The following is an 18,025-nucleotide window of genomic DNA, read 5'->3' as shown; positions in this document are numbered from 1 at the left end:
TCCGGTCGGGCGCATCACGGCACGACGCTCGGTGATGCTCGGCCGGCGGCGACGCTCCCGCCGCGCCCAGTGTACGGAGTCGTCCCCCGAACGGCCGACGCGGCCCGCGGCACGCGGCTCCCCCCGTCCCTTTCCCTGCCCCGAGTCCCCGCTCACCCCTTCCCCGATTGGACACCCCGCCCATGAATCGAACGCTCAGCGCGACTCTCGCCGCACTGTTGGTCGTGATCGCCGCGTTCTTCACGGCCACGCCCAGCTTCGCGGCCGTGAACCGCTACGCCTCCCCTGCCGGAACCGGGACCACCTGCACCTCCAGCGCCCCGTGCGCGCTCACGACGGCGGTGCAGAACGCGGCGCCCGGCGACACCGTGCTTCTCACCTCCGGCACCTACCCCACGGTGGCGCTCAAGGGCGGCAAGGCGACCGTCGCCGCTCCGGTCACAGTGCAGCCTGCGCCCGGCGCCTCCCCCGTGCTCGGGTCGACGAAGGTCTACACGCCCAACACGGTGTGGAACGACATCTTCTCCCGCAGCACCTTCTACACCTACGGCTCGGGGATCACGGTCAACCGGATGCACATCGACGGCGCCGGCATCTTCGTGCGCAGCGCGAACGTCGTGGTCCGCGACTCCGAGTTCGAGAACGGCTCGTCCATCGACGGCATCCAGGTCGGAGGCACCACCAACGGCCTCATCGAGAACAACCTGGTGCACGACTTCGACCAGAACATCGACAACGGCCTGCACGCCGACTGCATCCAGGTGTTCGAGAGCCACAACGTCACGCTGCGCGGCAACCAGCTGCGCAACTGCTACAACGCGGGCATCATCTTCTCGCCGGGCGGCGGCGCGGGGATGGGTGACATCACGGTCGAGTCGAACTTCGTGCAGGGCTGCATCGTCCTCACGAGCGATTGCCGCGGAGGCTCGGCGGCCGACTTCCGTGAGGCGTCGGCCGACGGCCTGCTCATCCGCAACAACACCTTCGCGAACGGCGCCCTGCGCGTCGGCGGCGCGAAGAACATGGTCTTCGACCGCAACGTCGTCGACTATCTCTCGTCGTGCGCAAGCCCGATGACGAACACCGTGGTGACGAACTGGAACACCAAAATCTGCGCGACCCCCGCGCTGCTCAACCAGCAGGGCAACGTGCAGGGCGCTCCGGTCTACGTGTCGGAGGAGACGGGCGACCTGCACGTGCGCAGTGCCGCGGCCACGCAGATCCCCGGCTGGGGCACGGCCACCTCGGCCGCGGCCGACATCGACGGGCAGACCTTCGGCGCACGGACCGCGGGGGCGGACCAGTTCGGCGGAGTGACGGCGCCGCCTCCGACGCCGGAGCCGACCGCCACTCCGACGCCGACGGCGACCCCGACCCCGACGGTGACGCCCACGCCCACGCCGACGCCCACCCCCGTCGACCGCACCCCGCCGAGCGTCGCGATCGTCTCGCCCACCTCGGGCTCATCGGTCACCGGAGTCGTCACGCTCGTGGCGACGGCGACGGACGACACGGCGGTCGCCGGAGTCAGCTACTGGGTCGGCACCACCAGGGTCGGAGACGCGACGCGCGCCGCCGACGGCACCTGGGTGCTGACACTCAACACGAGCGCTTTCGCGAAGGGCTCGTACTCCCTGACAGCGAGAGCCGTCGACACGGCGGGCAACTCCGCCACGAGCGCGCCCGTCACGCTCAAGCGCGTCTGACCCGCACCGTCCTCGGAGGCGGCGCGATCCGTCGCGGGCGGCCCGTGTGCACCACGCGCACGGGCCGCCCGCGACGGGCCGCCCACTGTCACGCAGGCGCCACGGCTGTGGCGCGGCGCGCGGAGTCGTGTCAGGGTCGAGGGGCCGACGAAAGGACGACGATGTCGAACGAACCAGCCCTGCGTGTCGCGATGGTGGGGACCGCCTTCATGGGCCGCACCCACTCGCACGCCTGGCGCACCGCCTCCCGCTTCTTCCCGCTGCCCCTGCGGCCCGAACTGGCCGTGCTGGTGGGCAGCAACCCCGACACGACTCGCGAGCGCGCCGAGCAACTGGGCTGGAGCGAGGCCTCCACCGACTGGCGCGAGGTGATCGCGCGCGACGACGTCGACCTCGTCGACATCTGCACTCCCGGCGACACCCACGCCGAGATCGCGATCGCCGCGCTCGAGGCGGGCAAGCACGTGCTCTGCGAGAAGCCGCTCGCCAACTCCGTCGAGGAGGCGGAGCGCATGGTCGCCGCGGCCGCCGCCTCCGGTCGCGTGGCGATGTGCGGCTTCAGCTATCGCCGCACGCCGGCGCTCGCACTGGCCAAGCGCTTCATCGAGGAGGGTCGGCTCGGCGAGATCCGCCACGTGCGGGCGCAGTACCTGCAGGACTGGCTCAGCGACTCCGAGGCGCCGCTGACCTGGCGTCTGCAGAAGGAACGCGCGGGCTCCGGCGCGCTCGGAGACATCGGCGCACACAGCATCGACACCGCCCAGTGGCTGACCGGCCAGCGCATCACCTCCGTCTCGGCCGTGCTGCGCACCTTCACGACCGAGCGGCCGGTGCTCGCGCAGCAGTCCGGTCTCGGCGGCCGGGCCGAGGAGGGAGCCGAGCGTGGCGCCGTCACCGTCGACGACGCTGCCGCGTTCACGGCCGCGTTCGAGGGAGGCGCCCTGGGCGTCTTCGAGGCCACCCGCGTCGCCACGGGTCGTCGCAATGCGAACCGCATCGAGGTCAACGGCGAGCTCGGCTCGATCGCCTTCGACTTCGAGCGGATGAACGAGCTCGAGTATGACGACGCCCGCGACCCGGAGGAGGCGCAGGGCTTCCGTCGCATCCAGGTGACCGAGCCCGTGCATCCGTACATGTCGGCATGGTGGCCCACCGGCCACGGCATCGGCTACGAGCACCTCTTCACCCACCAGGTCGTCGACCTCGTGGAGGCGATCGCGGGGGGAACGGAGGCGACTCCGACGTTCGCGGACGCTCTCGATGTGCAGCGCGTCCTCGGCGCCGTCTCGGCGAGCGCCGCCGCCTCGTCGGTCTCGACCCCGGTCTCCCGCGGCTCCGGCCCCGTCTGAGTGCGTCCCGCCGCCGCTCGGTTCCGGACGGCGGCGGGAGGCTCGTTCAGTCCGTCTCGCTGAGCCGGACCCTCGCGTCGTCAAGCTGCTTCTCGGTCATGGGCGGCTCGGAGATCGGATGCGCCCGCTCGGCCCGGTAGGCGTCGAGCATGAGGGAGAGGTGACGCCGCCATGCGTGGGGGCGGCGCTGGTGGCGTCGATCATCCGACCGTTGAACCAGATCGAGGCTCGAGGGCGCGAGCCTGATCGAGAGGGGGCTCGCCCGGCCTGGGGTTCGGCATCTCCCTCGGATCGACCTCGAAGGAGCGGCATGACAGCGGCACGGCCGCCGTAATTCCCCGCGCAGCTGTCCCCGATTCGGGTGCCTCGCCTCGTGAGGCGATCCTGAGACATAATGCGCCTATGAGCAAGAAGATTGACGTCGCGCACCACGCCCTGGTAGCGGCCCTCGACAAGCACGCCCGGCTCGTGAGCGACAAGGAGTCGAACCCGCGGAAGGTCGAGCGCGCGGGGGCCGAGCTCCGAGCGGCGACGAAGGTCTACGCCGCGCTCGTCTCCGCTCGCACCGGAGCGGCCAGTCCGTTCGCCGACCTCGCCGATCCGCGACTCGACCAGCCGACGATCGCCTCACTGCGCGCCGAGCGCGACGCGATCGCCAAGAAGCTCGAGCGTCACGAGGCCGCGGCGGCCGAGGCCCTCGCGGGCTGAGCGGGCCCGCACAATCGCGGCACCGTGGGACCGGAGGCCGGTCGCAGGCGCTTGAGCCGATCGGATCGCCGATCCTTCCGCTCCGCGGTCGTCGACGGCCTCCCGCGGAGCGGAGACGTCTAGTAGCGCGGCGTGCGCTCGGGGCGCTCGCTGGAGCGTGACGGGCCGGAGGGGCGGCCTCCGCGGTCGGCGCCCGCGCGGCTCGGTCGGCGATCGGGCTTGAGCTCGATCAGCTGGCCGCTGATGCGCGTGCCGGCGAGACGGTCGAGCACGTCCTGCGGCAGATCGGCCGGCAGCTCGACGATCGAGAAGTCCGGGCGGATGTCGATGTGCCCGAAGTCTCCACGGTTCAGACCACCCTCGTTCGCGAGCGCACCCACGATCTGGCGGGGCTCGACGCGCTGACGGCGGCCCACCTCGATCCGGTAGGAGGCGAGATTGCTGTTCGCCGGACGCTGACGGCGCTCGGGACGCTCGCCCCGGTCACGGTCGAAGCGCTCGCCCCGATCTCCGCGGTCGCGCTCGGGGCGCGCCTCCCGGTCGTCGCGCTCACGGCGAGCGAAGCGCGGGTCGTCGGGCGAGAGCAGCAGCGGCTCCTCTCCCTGGGCGACGATCGCGAGGGCCGCGGCGACATCCGACTCGACCACGTCGTGGTGCTCGACGTAGTGCCCGATGATGTCGCGGAAGCGCTGTAAGCGCTCCGCGTCGGCTAGGGCCGCGGTGATCGCGTCGTCGAAGCGCGAGAGACGGGTCACGTTGACGTCCTCGACGCTCGGCATGCGCATCTCGGTGAGCGGCTGGCGGGTCGCCTTCTCGATGGCCGAGAGGAGGCGGCGCTCGCGCGGCGTCACGAAGCTGATCGCCGCTCCACTGCGCCCCGCGCGGCCCGTGCGGCCTATGCGGTGCACGTACGACTCGGTGTCGATGGGGATGTCGTAGTTGACGACGTGGCTGATGCGCTCGACGTCGAGACCGCGCGCGGCGACATCGGTCGCGACGAGGATGTCGAGCTTGCCCGACTTCAGCTGCTCGACGGTGCGCTCGCGCTGGGCCTGGGCCACGTCTCCGCTGATCGCCGCGGCCGTGTAGCCGCGCGCGCGCAGCTTCTCGGCGAGGGTCTCGGTCTCGCTCTTGGTGCGGACGAAGACGATCATGCCCTCGAAGTTCTCGACCTCGAGGATGCGGGTGAGGGCGTCGACCTTCTGCGGATACGAGACCATCAGGTAGCGCTGCGTGGTGTTGACCGAGGTCGTGGTCTTGTTCTTGACCGTGATCTCCTCGGGCTCCTTGAGGTACTTGCCCGAGATGCGGCGGATCTGCGAGGGCATCGTCGCAGAGAACAGCGCGATCTGCTTCTCGATCGGGGTGTCGGCGAGGATCGTCTCGACGTCCTCCGCGAAGCCCATCTTGAGCATCTCGTCGGCCTCGTCGAGCACCAGGAACTTGAGCGCCGAGAGGTCGAGCGTCCCCTTCTCGAGGTGGTCCATGATGCGGCCGGGGGTGCCCACGACGACGTGGACGCCGCGGCGCAGTGCGGACAGCTGGGTGCCGTAGCCCTGGCCACCGTAGACGGGGAGCACGTGCACGCCGCGCAGGCCCGACGCGTAGCGCTCGAACGCCTCGCACACCTGCAGCGCGAGCTCGCGGGTCGGTGCGAGGACGAGCGCCTGCGGGGTCTTCTGCGAGAGGTCGAGGCGCGACAGGATCGGCAGCGCGAAGGCGGCGGTCTTGCCGGTGCCGGTCTGGGCGACGCCGAGGACGTCGCGACCCGAGAGGAGGGACGGGATCGTCGCAGCCTGGATGGCGGAGGGCGTCTCGTAGCCGACCTCCTTGAGGGCCTTCAGAACGGGATCGCTGAGCCCGAGATCGGAGAAGGTGAGAGCAGGTGCGGTCTCTGCCTCGGGGGTGGGATCGGAAGAATCGGTGGACGCCATAGTGCAACGGTAGTGCTCCGGCGCCGCCGTCGACCCAGGGAGCCCCGACGCGCCGCCGGAGAGGTCCGGCGCCGATGACCGGAGAGGACCATGTGGACCGTCCCCTCGCCTCCTCGAGGGCGTTCCGTGCCATCACCGTCCTGGCCCCCCGAGCGGTTGAGACGATCGGCGTCCACCCGCCCGTCGCCCTCTCGGAGTCTGCATGTCCGCGCTCGTACTGCTCCCGCTCGTCGTCGCCGCCGCGTTCCTCGCGTCGGGGCTCGCCAAGCTGGGCGGCTCGGCGCAGCTGGCGGAGGCGGCGCGCCGGTTCCGGCTCCCCTCCGCTCTCGCGACGCGCGGCTGGGCACGCCTGTTCGTCGGCGTCGAGATCGCGGTCGGCGTGCTGATCGTGGCCGGTCCCACTCCGTGGTCGGAGCTCGCGGTCGCCGCCGCTGCCGTGGTGCTCGCCGGCTTCCTCGCGATGGCCGTGCGCGCGTGGCGACGCGGCGACGACTTCGACTGCGGCTGCTTCGGCGCGCGGGGCACCACTCGGGTGGGTCCAGGGCTCGTGGCGCGCAACGCGAGCCTGCTCGCGGCCTCGCTGGGGGCGCTCGTCGCGGCAGCACTCGGAGCACCGACCCCGCTCGAGACGCTCGGCGAGCCGGGCGGGCGGGAGTGGCTCGCCGTGACGGGCGTGCTCGCCGTCGGCCTGCTCGCGGTCACCGACCTCACGGCCCGCGACCGCGTGCGCGCGGCGGCGCTCGACGCGGCCGCGGCCGCCCGGGCGACGGCCCTCCCGAGCGCCCCCTCCCGAGTGCCCGCGCCCGGCAGCTTTCCCTCGTTCGAGGTCGTGCGTCCCGACGGCGAGGTGGTGGAGTCGATGGTGCTCGCGGCGCATCGACCGCACCTCATCGTCTTCGTGCGCCCGAGCTGCGGCTCGTGCCAGAGCCTCCTCGCCGACGTGGCCGGGCTCGACGCGCTCCTCGGCGACGCCGGCCCCGTCCTCGCCTATGCGGTGAGTGCGGCGCGCTCGGTGTTCGAGGAGGCGTATCCGCATCTGGCGGATCGCGCGCTCTACGGGGTCGCGGGTGCGCGAGAGACGCTCGGCATCGGCAGCACCCCCGGGGCAGTGCTGCTGGACCGCAGTGGGCGACTGCTCGCCGGCCCTGCGCTCGGCGAGCACCGGGTGCGCGAGCTCGCCGCCTCCGCGACGCACCTGGTCGCATCGCCGCCGCCTCCGTCGCAGTGACGCCGCCTGATTCCGCAGACGAGTCGATAGAATCGGTGCATCCTCCGCATTTGCGGAGACGTTTTCTCGGAGGTTTCCGTGCGCTCCCTCACTCTCGCCCTGCCCGCAGCCCTGCTCGTCGCCCTGGCTGGCTGTGCGAGCACTGACCCGACCGCCACGGCGAGCGGTTCGGCCGGATCGATCACCGTGTTCGCCGCCGCCTCCCTCACGTCGACCTTCACCGAGATCGCGGCAGACTTCGAGCGCGAGAACCCCGGCGCGAGTGTGCAGCTGTCGTTCGCCGGCTCCTCCGATCTCGCCACCCAGATCGTCAACGGCGCCCCCGCCGACGTCTTCGCCTCGGCCGACGAGCGCACGATGGCGACCCTCGGCGACGCCTCCCTCCTCGCCGGCTCGCCGGTCGATATCGCGAGCAATACCCTCGAGATCGCGACCCCGCCGGGCAATCCGGCCGGCGTCGCCTCCCTCGCCGACCTCGCCCGCCCGGGGGTGTCCACCGTCATCTGCGCACCACAAGTGCCGTGCGGCGCGGCGGCCGTGGCCGTCGAGAGGGCGGCGGGCGTCACGATCTCGCCCGTGAGCGAGGAGTCGTCGGTGACCGATGTGCTGGGCAAGGTCTCGTCGGGCGAGGCCGATGCCGGGCTCGTCTACACGACCGATGTCCTCGGGGCGGGCGGCTCGGTCACCGGCATCCCCTTCTCGGAGGCGTCAGCGGCGACCAACCGCTACCCGATTGCGGCACTCTCCGGCTCGTCCGAACCCGCGACGGCGGCAGCCTTCGTCGCGTACGTCGCCTCCCCGGAGGGACGCGCGGTCCTCTCGGCGGCAGGCTTCGGCGCACCATGAGGGTCGTGCGCCCGTGTCGTCGCGGCCGATGCGCCCTCCGCCTCCGCGCCCCGACCGCCGATCCCGACGCGCAGCGGCGGACGTAGGATCTCTCCTATGCCGCAGATACGGATCCGCGACGCCGCCGCGTACCTCGGCGTCAGTGACGACACCGTCCGCCGCTGGATCGAGAATGGCGTGCTCGAGAGCACGAAAGACGCCTCCGGTCGGAGCGTCGTGGACGGGCTCGCCCTCGCCCGCATTGCCCGCGACACCGCGATCCTCCCCGACGACCCCTCGCTCGTGGCCCGCTCGGCGCGGAACCGCTTCGTCGGCATCGTCACCGAGATCGTGATGGACACGGTGATGGCGCAGGTCGAGGTGCAGTGCGGGCCGCACCGGGTCGTGTCCCTCATGAGCAGCGAGGCCGTGCGCGAGCTCGGGCTGGAGCCCGGCTCCCCGGCCGTCGCCGTGGTCAAGGCGACGACCGTCATCGTCGAGACGCCGCTGCCGCGCAGCTGATGCGCGCCGCCTCCGCACTGCCGCGCTGGGTGGTGGTGCTCGCCGCGATCGGATCGCTGCTCGTCCTTCTTCCGTTGGCGGCAGTGCTCGCGCGGATCGACTGGCCCCAGTTCCTCCCGCTCATCACCTCCGACTCGTCCCTCGCCGCCCTGCTCCTGAGCCTGCGGACATCGGCGGCGGCGACGGCGCTCTGCCTCGTGCTCGGGGCCCCGATGGCGCTCGTGCTCGCGCGGACCGCGTTTCCAGGGCAGCGCCTCCTCCGCTCGCTCGTGCTGCTGCCGCTCGTGCTGCCGCCGGTGGTCGGCGGCCTGGCGCTGCTCGCCGCCTTCGGGCGGCTGGGGCTGCTCGGCGGCGTGCTGGAGGCGCTGGGGGTGCGGATCGCGTTCTCGACGACGGCGGTCGTGCTCGCGCAGACCTTCGTGGCGCTGCCCTTCCTGGTGCTGACCCTCGAGGGTGCGTTGCGCTCCTCGGGCGCGCGCTACGAGGCGGTCGCGGCGACGCTCGGCGCCTCACCCGGCACGGTGCTCAGGAGGATCACCCTGCCGCTGATCGTGCCCGGCCTCGTCTCGGGTGCGATCCTCTCCTTCGCCCGCGCGCTGGGCGAGTTCGGGGCGACCCTCACCTTCGCGGGGAGCCTCGAGGGAGTCACCCGCACCCTCCCCCTCGAGATCTACCTGCAACGCGAGAGCGACCCGGAGGCGGCCCTCGCGCTCGCGCTGGTACTGGTCGTCGTCGCGGTCCTCGTCATCGGCCTCTCCTACGGCCGGCGGGCGTCGGCGGAGGCGCGCCGGTGAGCGGACGCGACGGCCTGAGGTTCTCGGCACGCCTCGCCGGGCGCGGCTTCGACGTGACGCTCGACCTCGCCGCCGGCGAGACGCTCGCTGTGCTCGGGCCCAACGGCGCCGGCAAGTCGACGCTCGTGGAGCTGATCGCCGGGCTCGTGCGAGCCGACTCCGGCAGCGCCCGGCTGGGCGACACGGTGCTGTTCTCCGTCGGCGGCTCCGGGGGCCGCGAGGTGTGGACGCCTCCGCACCGCCGTCGCACTGTACTGCTCGCGCAGGAGCCGCTGCTCTTCCCCCATCTCAGCGTCCGAGAGAACGTCGCCTTCGGGCCTCGCAGCGCCGGGACGCCCCGTGCCGAGGCGCGCGCTCGAGCCGACCGGCAGCTCGCCGCCGTCGACGCGACAGGCCTCGCCGACCGCCGCCCGGGCACCCTCTCGGGCGGACAGGCGCAGCGGGTGGCACTGGCACGTTCGCTGGCTGCCGAGCCGCGCCTCCTTCTGCTCGACGAGCCGCTCGCCGCGGTCGACGCACGACTCGCCCCGGCGCTGCGACGCATGCTGCGCACGGCGATCGCCGAGCGCACGACACTGCTCGTCACCCACGATGTGCTCGACGCGTGGACGCTGGCCGATCGCGTCGTGGTGCTGCACGGCGGCCACCTCGTCGAGGAGGGGCCGACCGCCGAGGTGCTCTCGCGCCCGCGCACGGCGTTCACGGCCGAGCTGGCAGGGCTCAACCTCGTGCGGGGGTGGCGCACGGAGGCGGGATTGCGCACCGAGGACGGCGTGGAGATCGCGGGCACCGCCTCCGCCTGGCTACCGCTGGGCTCGGCCGTCCTCGCCGCGGTGTCGCCCGCCGCCGTCCGGCTCGCGACGCCCGGAGCGGCGACCGAGGGCACGGCGGCGCCGCTGCGCGTCGTCGTGACGGACCTGGAGCAGCGCGGCGACGCCGTGCGCGTGCGCAGCTCCCTCATGGCCGCCGACGTCGCCCCTGCGGAGGTCGCGCGGGAGGATCTCACACCCGGCCGCGAGGTCGCGCTCGTGGTCGATCCCTCCGCCGTGCAGCTGTATTCGGCGTCGCGGCCTGCCCCTGACGTGTGCGGCACGGCGGGCTAGCCTGAGCGCGGCGGGTCTCCCCGCCCGGTCGAGGAGCAAGGGAGGCAGGCGGAGTGGATCTCGTCCTGACGGTGTGCTGGTGGATCGCGGGCAGTGTGCTCGTCGCCAGCGGCGCCCTCAAGCTCGGCCGGACCGAGCGGTTCCGGGCCGGACTGCCCGCGCTGGGAGTGCCGGCCTTCCTCGCCCGCTCGCGGTGGTTCGCCCCCTCTTTCGCCCCGCTCGAGGGCGTCGTCGGGCTCGTGGCGATCCTCGCCCCGGAGCCGTGGAGCCGCCTCGCGCTGACTGCCGCCGCCGCGCTCTTCGCCGTCTTCGTCGTCGTCGCCGCGCGTGCCGCCCGCCGCCCGGAACCCGTCGACTGTGAGTGCTTCGGCGGCCTCGGCGACGCACGGATGACCGGCTCGTCCGTCGTGCGCGCTGTCGCGTTCCTCGCGCTCGCGCTCGCGGGACTCGCCGCAGGCACGGCTCCGTCCGCCCTCCTCCCCTCCCCCTGGTGGCCCGCTCTCGTCACCGCCCTCGCGATCGGAGTCCTCGTGGTCCTGCGCAACGCTCGTTCCCACCGGGACACCGCTCCCGAACCCGTCGTGCCCTCACCGCCTGCGGCCGACGAACGCCTCGTGCTGACGACCGTCGACGGGGTCGAGATCGCTCTCGCGGAGTTCCAGGAGCCGCCGACGCACCTCGTGTTCTTCTCGCCCGACTGCTCCTCCTGCCAGTCCCTCGTAGAGCGCTTCCGCTGGTGGCCACACGGTCTCCGGGAGGGGGATGACCTGCAACCGGTTCTGCTCGGCGAGCCCGAGGACTTCCTCGCGTACGAGGTGTTCGCGCCTCTCGTGCCGCACGCGCTCTACGACCCGCGCCGGATCGTCGCCCGTCGCCTCGGACTCCAGGGGACGCCCGGGCACGCGTTCGTCACGGCCGAGTATCCGCTCGGCAGCGGCTGGACGGCGGGCGAGGTCGCGATCGAGGGCGCGGTCCTGCGGCCCGGCTTCTTCTCGGAGGAGCACGTGAGCGGCGCGACGCAGCCCTGAGCTGCTCCTCCCCACCTGCTCTCGAGGCATTCCCCGGGGTGCACCGCTCCTCGCGATCGATCCCGTCTGACGATCCACGCGGATCCTCCGTCGATCGGCGACAGAGACGGGCGGATATTCCCTGTCGCCTATCCCCGCTTTTTCGGCGCGAATCGACTGAGACGATACGCAATTTCCCCCAGACCGCCGGAATAGCCGCGGGAAAGCGGGCGGCAGCCTGATCGCTGCATGGCGGGAGAAGCCGATCTGAGTGCATTCGCAGAACTAATCCCTGTCGACCAAGTCCACCGATAGGGCCTTTATCGCTGCAACTATTCCCTCGACCCGCCATCTGGCCGGGTCGGGGGCTCTCCGCCCTCCTCCCGACAGAAGGGCATCACTATGGAAGAGAACTTCCCCCGGGTTCAGAACGACGCCGTCTCCTCGCGCGGACGCCGCAGCCTCCTCAAGGGCGCCGCCTGGTCGGTCCCCGTCGTCGCCCTCGCGTCGGCGACCCCCGCCGCGGCCGCTTCGGGCGGCACCCCCACCTGCCCCAGCTGCCTCAAGCCCGGCGTCCTGGTCGACGTTGTGACCTCGCAGGCCGTCGTCGTCAACGGACGCGGCGCGCTCGCCTTCGCCGGCGTGTTCGGCCTCGACTCGCGCGGCTGCGACCTCACGCTGTTCCGCCCCCTCTACACCGTGCTGCCCACCAGCGCGACGCTGACCATGAGCAACGGCGCGAGCTACAAGGCCATCGGCCTCGCCGCGGGCACCGGCACCTTCGGCCAGCTGGGCGCCCTGCCCGGAACGCTCCTGTTCTCGGACATCGCGTTCCCTCGCGGCAACTACGGCGGAGCGAGCCCGTTCCGCCCCGTCGCGCTGACCGTGACCGCGAACGTGATCCTGGTCGGGCTCCCCAGCCTGATCGAGATCACCTGCCCGGTGACCCTCAACTGGAACCTCACCCTCCTCGCAACGGGTGCCGTCGTCGGCGTCAGCGACAGCCTCAGCGCCGGCACGATCAACTACACCGGGACCGCCGCGCCGATCGTCTGATCGACGCAGGCCGAGTCGGGGATCGACCGTGAGAGACGAGCGGGTCGCGCCGAGGATGGTGCGCCCGCTCGTCTTTCTGCGGGAGGCGGCCGCTCAGCGCACCTCGAGCCAGCCGCGCTCCTCCAGCGCCCCGCGCAGAGAGACACGATTGCGCCCCTCGAGGCGCCCCAGCCGCCGCCGGACATTGGCGACGTGCACCTTGACCGTATTGACGCTGATGCCCAACCGCGAGGCGACCTCGGCCGCCGAGGGCTCCTCCGCAGACAGCAGCATCTCGAGCACCGCGAGCTCGCGCACGGTCAGCCGAGGGGTCGCCGGGCCGGTCGGCAGCGCTCCCGCCGCACCGAGCGGGGAGGGGCGCGGGCGGGCTCCGAGCAGACAGCTGTCGACGGCGACGACGATCGCCTCGACCGGACCTCGGGCGCTCAGCACGGCGGAGGCGCCCGCATGGCGCGCGGCCTCCGCGACGGGGTCCGTCAGCTCGCGCACGAGCAGCACCACCCGCGACTCCTGCCGCACCAGGGTCGCGACCGCCGCAGGGAGCAGCGACGACGCCTCCGCCTCGTGGTCGAGCACGACCACCGTTCCGGCGGCCGGCCGCCACGCGCCACCGCCCCGGCCCACGCGCACGTGGGGCTCCGCCCCCGCCCGAGAAGAGGCGCGCACGCACAGGGCGATCGCTTCCCCCTCCACTCGGGAGGAATGCACGACGGTGACGGGCTCGGCGCGGACACTCGTCGGCGCGACTCCCGGCAGTGGTTCTCGGAGAAGCCGATCAAAACCGGGAGACATGGCGTGATCATAGACGTCGTCGACACCTCCTCGCCGGTGAGAAAGGCGCTCTCGCTCGCCCTACCGTGCTTCTCGGCGCAGAATGCCGTGCGCGTGGCGGTATCCTCCTGGATCGACTATTCGTCCTCCCTTGCCGCCTTTCCCGACAGCACCGTCTTTCGGGCGGAAATGGCCGATCATGTCCCCGCGGCATTGAAGACGCGCGCTCTCGCCCGCCTCGACATCGCTCCGGTCGTCCTTCTCGACTCGCCCTCCCCCGCCCACGAGGCGCGGTTGGTGCGCGCCGGCGCCGCGGCCGTCGTGACCGCTCAGGAGGGTCTCGCCGTCCTCGTCGAGCGCATCAGCGACCCGCCCCGCTCCCCACCGCCTCCGGCGCCGAGCGTCGTCGAGCTCACCGACCGCGAGCTGCAGGTCGCCTGCCTGTACTGCGGACGAGCCGCCCCGTCGGCATCGACCCTCGCGACGTACCTCCGGCTCGGCGAACACACCATTCGGCGTCATCTTGCGCGCACGCGCGAGCTGTTCCGCGCCGCCGGAGTCGACGTCCCGACGCGCCTCTCCTTGCGAGCCGCGCTGATCGAGGACGGCTGGCTGTTCGCCCGGCTCTGAGGGCCTCCCGACCGCTCAGGGCTGGTCAGGCAGCGCCGCCGTGCCCGTCGCGCGGAGGCGTTCCTTCACGAGCTCGGGGAACAGCGGGCGCCCGTAGAAGTAGCCCTGGGCACGCTCGGCCCGGAGTCGCGTCAGCAGCGCGTGCGCCGTCGGAGTCTCGACGCCCTCGACGATCGGATGCATGTCGAGGTCCGCGACGAGATCGATGATCGACCGGAGGATCGTGGCGTGGCGCGGGTTGGCCTCGTCCGAGAGGAACACGCGATCGATCTTGACGATGCTGAGCGGCACGGTGAGCAGGGCCGCCGCCGCCGCATGCTCCTGACCGTAGTCGTCGAGTGCGATGGCGATGCCGTCGGCGGTCAGCGCCCGCACGCGCTCGATCACGGCCTCGTCCACGTGGCCGATCGACCCCTCCGTCAGCTCGAGGCAGAGCTGGATGCCCCGCTCGGCCGTGCGGTGGGAGCGCACGGTGTCGAGGATCTCGTCGTGCATCAGCTGCTCGGCCTCGATGTTGACGCTGAGGAAGGAGACCGCTGCATCGATCTCGCGGAACTCGAGCATGCTCTCGACCGCCTGGTCGAGAATCTGCACCGTCAGGCGGTCGAGCAGGCCCAGGGAACGCGCGATGTCGACCAGGGTGAGCGGGCTGAGGGGCGTGCCGTCGGCCGTGGTGCACCGCGCGAGCGCCTCGAAGCCGATGATCGTGCGCTCGGCCACGTCGATCACCGGCTGGAACGCCACCCTCACGGTGCCCTCGAGCACCGCCGTGCGCACCTCGGCGACCAGATCGGCTCCCTCCGCGCGCTCGCTCTTACGCTGGTTCTTCGAGGCGTACATCCGCTCGTCCGCCTCTTGCATCACGCGATCGAAGCTGCCGCTCACCTCGACCGGCGCGCCCACGCTGATGCGCGGGTGCAGGGTCACCCGGCCGATGACGAGGGGCCGTTCGACCGCCCGGACAATACGGTGCGCGACCGCGGAGGCCGTCACCGAGTCGACCAGGACCGCGAACTCGTCGCCTCCGATGCGCGCGACGACGTCCTCGGCGCGCACGCTCTCGCGGATGCGGCGTCCGACATGCTCGAGCACGATGTTGCCCGTCGAGTGGCCGTGTGTGTCGTTGACCGCCTTGAAGTCGTCGAGATCGAGGAAGAGCATCGCGCTGCGGCCGGGCTCGTCCAGAGCGTCGAACTCCTCGTAGAGGCCGCGCAGGTTCGTCAGTCCCGTGACCGCGTCCGTCGTCGCCTGATCGCGGAGGGCGCGAGTGTTGCGACGGTCGTAGAGGGCCTGGGTGGCGATGTGCGCGAGGGCCAGCAGCGCCCGCTGTTCGAGCACGGTGAAGCCCCCGGAGTCGGGGCGGCGCGTGAGCACGACGTGGCGCACCCCGACGCCCGGCGCCGTCACCGGGGCAGAAAGCTCGAACGGGCGGCCCTCGCTCTCGCTGATGCGAGCACTCGCCGATGGGACGGTCTTCGCAGCCGCGCGCTCGAGCGACTCGAAGATCTCCTCCTGCTCGCCCCACGGGAGCGCCAGCGAGGCCTCGATGAGCCCGTTCAGCTTGCGCTCGAGCCGCGCCCGCCGGAGCTGCTGACTGACCACCGCGACCCCCAGGGCCACGATCAGCAGCGTGTTCGCCGAGCGGATGTCCAGCCCCGCGCCGAAGTCGATCCGCTGCACGCCCGAGGAGAGCCGTGCGCCGTAGGCGAGCGCGACGAGTCCCGCGTTGAGCGCGAGGGCGAGGGCCACCCGGCCGGGCCTCAGCGTGGGAGGCGGCACGTCGGGCAGCCCGGCGAGCGCGATCCGTGCCTGCGCGTACTCGATCCCGATGGCGATGGCGCCGTAGGCGAGCACCGCCGGCACGGCCGCCAGCGTGGGCCACCACCCGGTGGCGGGCAGGAGCGAGAGGACGAGGAGGAACGCCCCTCCCGAGAGCGACGCGAGGCCCACCGCGTAGGCGACCGCGAGCGGCGGGCGGCGGGCGGCGATCTGCAGGACGGCCAAGGCGAGCACCCAGAGCAGCAACGCCGGCACCCGCCCGACGTCACCGGCGAGGAACGCGAGCACCGCGACTCCGACGCCGAACGTCACCGTGCCGATGCCCCACGCCAGCTCGAGACGGAACGGGCCGGTGAGCCACATCGCCACCACCGCGACGAGGAACGGGAGCCAGAGACCCGGCAGTATCGCGGCGTGCGGGACGAGGAGGACCAGGACGAGCACCACGCCCGCGATCGCGACGGCGAGCCGGAGCGCGCGCACCGGGCGTGCGCTGGACTCGGGGATCGCGGTCGAGCTCACCCCGGGAATGGCGGGGGCCGTCGGATCCGCCGCGCCCGTGGGCGGCCAGGGGGCCGCGCCTCCCGTCCGCGCCGATCCGTCGCTCACGCCGTCTCCCGTCGTCTCCGCCGCCGCCCGTGCTGGAGGGGATCAGGCTCACTCTTTCAGATTCGTGGGGCCTCCGCCGGGCCGACCGGCGAGTCCCGGCCTGTCGGTCGGACGCGCCCAGCCGTCAGCGCGCCTCCACCGGCAAGCGCGCCGCGAGCCGAGCGCCTCCCAGCGTCCCCGACTCCGCGAGGTCTAGTGCGCCTCCGCGGGCCTCGAGCTGTGCGGCGAGTCGGGCGAGCCCCGAGCGCGGGCCCGCCCCCGCCACACCGCTCCCGTCATCCTCCACCGAGACCGCGACGACACCCGGCTCGACGGCGAAACGCAACGCCACCGAGCGAGCGCCGCCATGCTTGAGCGCGTTGGTGATCGCCTCCTCGACCACCCGGACGAGCAGCACCCGCTGATCGAGGGCGAGGGAACGCGCCTCGTGCTCCGCCCACGCGTCGTCGATGTCGAGGGTCACGGCGATCTCGGGCGGGAGGCGGGCGAGCAGCCCCCGGGTGGCGGCGAGGAGCCCGTGCTCGGCGTCGACGGGGTAAAGGTCGGCGCTCGCCGCCCGGACCTCCACCTCGCGCAGGAGGTCGAGGCGCGCGGCCAGACCCGCGAGGCGTTCAGGGCGGGGCGGCCCCTCGGCGGCGGCGAGGGCGTGCAGCTCGGCGGCGAGGACGACGAGACCGTTCTGGAGGCGGCCGTGCAGCCCGTGCGCGACCTCGCGGCGCACACGCAGCTCCTCCTGCTGGAGCGCCTGCAGCGCCTCGACGACCTGCAGGCGTGCCCGCGTCTTCTCGCGCTCCTTGTCGCGCAGCCGCCGCGACAGATCGACGAGAACGACGCCGTGGAGGCAGATCAGGCCGACGACGAGCACCCCGACCAGCAGCTCCATGACCAGCGCCGGCCACGCGTCGACCGGGTAGACGCCGCCGAGGAGCTGGAGCGCGCAGCGCACGACGGCGGTGATCAGCGCGATCCCGATGATCGCGACGGCACGCCTCCCTCGCGCGTCGTGCTCGGGACGGACGAGCGCGATGAGCGCCACGGCGATCGTGATCGTCACGAACGTGATCGAGACGCGCAGCAGGACGTCGAGGAGCGGATCCTCCGCCGCTCCGCGCAGACTCAGCGAGCGCATCTTGAACGCCACGACGGCCTGCACAGCGGCGAGAAGCCCGAGCACCCCGCCGAGGAGCGACACCGACATACGCATCAAGCGGTTGTCGGCCCGGGCGTCGGCCGCCGCGATGACCAGCGTCACGCCGTGTGCTCGATGAACTGGAGGGCCGCCTCGACCCGGGGATTGTGGACGCCGTCGGCGCGCAGACCCAGAGCCGCGTAGAGAGCGTTGACGTGATTGTCGACCGAGCGGACCGCGATGCCGAGCTGCTCGGCGATGCCCGCGTTGGTCAATCCGGAGGCGAGCCCGGCGAGCACCTCGTACTGGCGGCGGCTGAGCGAGGCGACAGGCGAGCTGCGTCGTGCGGTGCGAGCCGCGACCAGAGCCGGATCGAGCACCGTGCGGCCCTGGATCGTGGCGTGCAGGGCGCTGAGCAGAGCGGTCGGGGACAGGGAGAACGTCTTCGAGAGGTAGCTCCAGCCGCGCGCCTCGTCGCGGTCGAGGCGGAGGAAGCGGTGCAGCGCGTCGACCGCCGACAACAGCACGATGGGCAGCTCGGGCCGGCGTGTGCGCAGTTCACGTCCGAGCTCGATCCCATCGCCGTCGCCGAGCTCGATGTCGATGATCGCGACGTCGAGCTCCTCCGGTCGCAGGTGCTCGCGCGCCTGGGAGGCGGACTCCAGCTCGACGACGCTGCGCACGCCAGGAGTCGACCGCAGCAGCGACGCGAGCATGTGCCGATAGAGCGCTTGGTCCTCGACCACCGCTATCCGAAGATCCCCTGCGCGATATCCCCCTGCCACGGGGGATATTTTTCCCTACCGCACGACGACCGAACACCGTTCGGGGCCCGATGTGGTGCGATTTCGGACGTTTTTCGGCGAACGGGCGTG

At 72.3% G+C, this 18,025-nt stretch carries 16 protein-coding genes; 11 read left to right on the top strand and 5 right to left on the bottom strand.

The features are described from left to right. Positions 1-182: 182 nt before the first annotated feature. The 3 genes from ITJ45_RS01740 (at position 183) to ITJ45_RS01725 (ending at position 3,763) form a co-directional block, all read left to right on the top strand. Positions 183-1,706, top strand: a complete 1,524-nt coding sequence (locus ITJ45_RS01740; RefSeq protein ID WP_194607123.1) for an Ig-like domain-containing protein — start codon at positions 183-185, stop codon at positions 1,704-1,706. 161 nt (positions 1,707-1,867) lie between these two features. Next, a complete protein-coding gene (locus ITJ45_RS01735) occupies positions 1,868-3,055 on the top strand; it encodes a Gfo/Idh/MocA family protein (RefSeq protein WP_194607122.1) in 1,188 nt (395 codons plus the stop codon). A gap of 402 nt (positions 3,056-3,457) precedes the next feature. Then, positions 3,458-3,763 (top strand): hypothetical protein, encoded by a 306-nt coding sequence (locus tag ITJ45_RS01725; protein ID WP_194607121.1) that lies wholly within the window; start codon positions 3,458-3,460, stop codon positions 3,761-3,763. 119 nt (positions 3,764-3,882) lie between these two features. Here the strand turns inward: ITJ45_RS01725 and ITJ45_RS01720 are convergent, their stop codons facing one another. Next, the gene (locus tag ITJ45_RS01720) at positions 3,883-5,697 is read right to left on the bottom strand and encodes a DEAD/DEAH box helicase (protein WP_194607120.1); all 1,815 of its coding nucleotides are present in this window, start codon (positions 5,695-5,697) and stop codon (positions 3,883-3,885) included. A gap of 202 nt (positions 5,698-5,899) precedes the next feature. Here ITJ45_RS01720 and ITJ45_RS01715 point away from each other — a divergent pair, with 202 nt between their 5' ends. From ITJ45_RS01715 to ITJ45_RS01685, 7 genes are all read left to right on the top strand, one after another. Continuing rightward, positions 5,900-6,925 (top strand): TlpA family protein disulfide reductase, encoded by a 1,026-nt coding sequence (locus ITJ45_RS01715; protein WP_194607119.1) that lies wholly within the window; start codon positions 5,900-5,902, stop codon positions 6,923-6,925. Between the two features lie 78 nt (positions 6,926-7,003). Continuing rightward, a complete protein-coding gene (gene modA / locus ITJ45_RS01710; protein ID WP_323742812.1) occupies positions 7,004-7,771 on the top strand; it encodes a molybdate ABC transporter substrate-binding protein in 768 nt (255 codons plus the stop codon). A 96-nt stretch (positions 7,772-7,867) separates the two neighbouring features. Continuing rightward, positions 7,868-8,272, top strand: coding sequence for a TOBE domain-containing protein (locus ITJ45_RS01705; RefSeq protein ID WP_194607118.1), 405 nt, complete (start codon positions 7,868-7,870; stop codon positions 8,270-8,272). After that, complete coding sequence (locus ITJ45_RS01700; RefSeq protein WP_194607117.1) at positions 8,272-9,066, top strand: ABC transporter permease; 795 nt, start codon at positions 8,272-8,274, stop codon at positions 9,064-9,066. Before ITJ45_RS01705 ends, ITJ45_RS01700 begins: the two co-directional genes overlap by 1 nt. Then, positions 9,063-10,169 (top strand): ABC transporter ATP-binding protein, encoded by a 1,107-nt coding sequence (locus ITJ45_RS01695; protein WP_323742811.1) that lies wholly within the window; start codon positions 9,063-9,065, stop codon positions 10,167-10,169. Before ITJ45_RS01700 ends, ITJ45_RS01695 begins: the two co-directional genes overlap by 4 nt. 53 nt (positions 10,170-10,222) lie before the next feature. Continuing rightward, positions 10,223-11,197, top strand: coding sequence for a MauE/DoxX family redox-associated membrane protein (locus ITJ45_RS01690; RefSeq protein WP_194607116.1), 975 nt, complete (start codon positions 10,223-10,225; stop codon positions 11,195-11,197). A 381-nt stretch (positions 11,198-11,578) separates the two neighbouring features. Beyond that, on the top strand, positions 11,579-12,232 hold the full coding sequence (locus tag ITJ45_RS01685) for a hypothetical protein (protein WP_194607115.1): 654 nt from the start codon (positions 11,579-11,581) through the stop codon (positions 12,230-12,232). A gap of 93 nt (positions 12,233-12,325) precedes the next feature. Here ITJ45_RS01685 and ITJ45_RS01680 read toward each other — a convergent pair whose 3' ends face one another. Continuing rightward, positions 12,326-13,024: a LuxR C-terminal-related transcriptional regulator gene (locus ITJ45_RS01680; protein WP_194607114.1), complete on the bottom strand. Its 699-nt coding sequence runs from the start codon at positions 13,022-13,024 to the stop codon at positions 12,326-12,328. A gap of 3 nt (positions 13,025-13,027) precedes the next feature. Between ITJ45_RS01680 and ITJ45_RS01675 the strand changes: the two genes are divergently transcribed. Next, the gene (locus tag ITJ45_RS01675) at positions 13,028-13,633 is read left to right on the top strand and encodes a hypothetical protein (RefSeq protein WP_194607113.1); all 606 of its coding nucleotides are present in this window, start codon (positions 13,028-13,030) and stop codon (positions 13,631-13,633) included. Positions 13,634-13,648: 15 nt separating this feature from the next. On the opposite strand, the gene ITJ45_RS01670 is transcribed toward ITJ45_RS01675, so the two are convergent. The 3 genes from ITJ45_RS01670 to ITJ45_RS14260 all read right to left on the bottom strand — a co-directional run bounded on the left by ITJ45_RS01670 (position 13,649) and on the right by ITJ45_RS14260 (position 17,896). Continuing rightward, positions 13,649-16,021, bottom strand: coding sequence for an EAL domain-containing protein (locus ITJ45_RS01670; RefSeq protein WP_194607112.1), 2,373 nt, complete (start codon positions 16,019-16,021; stop codon positions 13,649-13,651). 124 nt (positions 16,022-16,145) lie between these two features. Next, positions 16,146-17,273 carry a sensor histidine kinase gene (locus ITJ45_RS01665; protein WP_194607111.1) on the bottom strand — a complete coding sequence of 376 codons (1,128 nt, stop codon included), beginning with the start codon at positions 17,271-17,273 and terminating at the stop codon, positions 16,146-16,148. Further along, the gene (locus tag ITJ45_RS14260) at positions 17,270-17,896 is read right to left on the bottom strand and encodes a response regulator transcription factor (RefSeq protein ID WP_323742810.1); all 627 of its coding nucleotides are present in this window, start codon (positions 17,894-17,896) and stop codon (positions 17,270-17,272) included. The genes ITJ45_RS01665 and ITJ45_RS14260 overlap by 4 nt, the downstream gene beginning before the upstream one ends. Positions 17,897-18,025 lie beyond the last annotated feature (129 nt).

The organism is Rathayibacter sp. VKM Ac-2879, from assembly GCF_015351245.1.
Taxonomy (GTDB): domain Bacteria; phylum Actinomycetota; class Actinomycetes; order Actinomycetales; family Microbacteriaceae; genus Rathayibacter.
The sequence above is the reverse complement of the archived record's forward strand: the minus strand, read 5'-3'. Positions and strand labels throughout refer to the sequence as shown.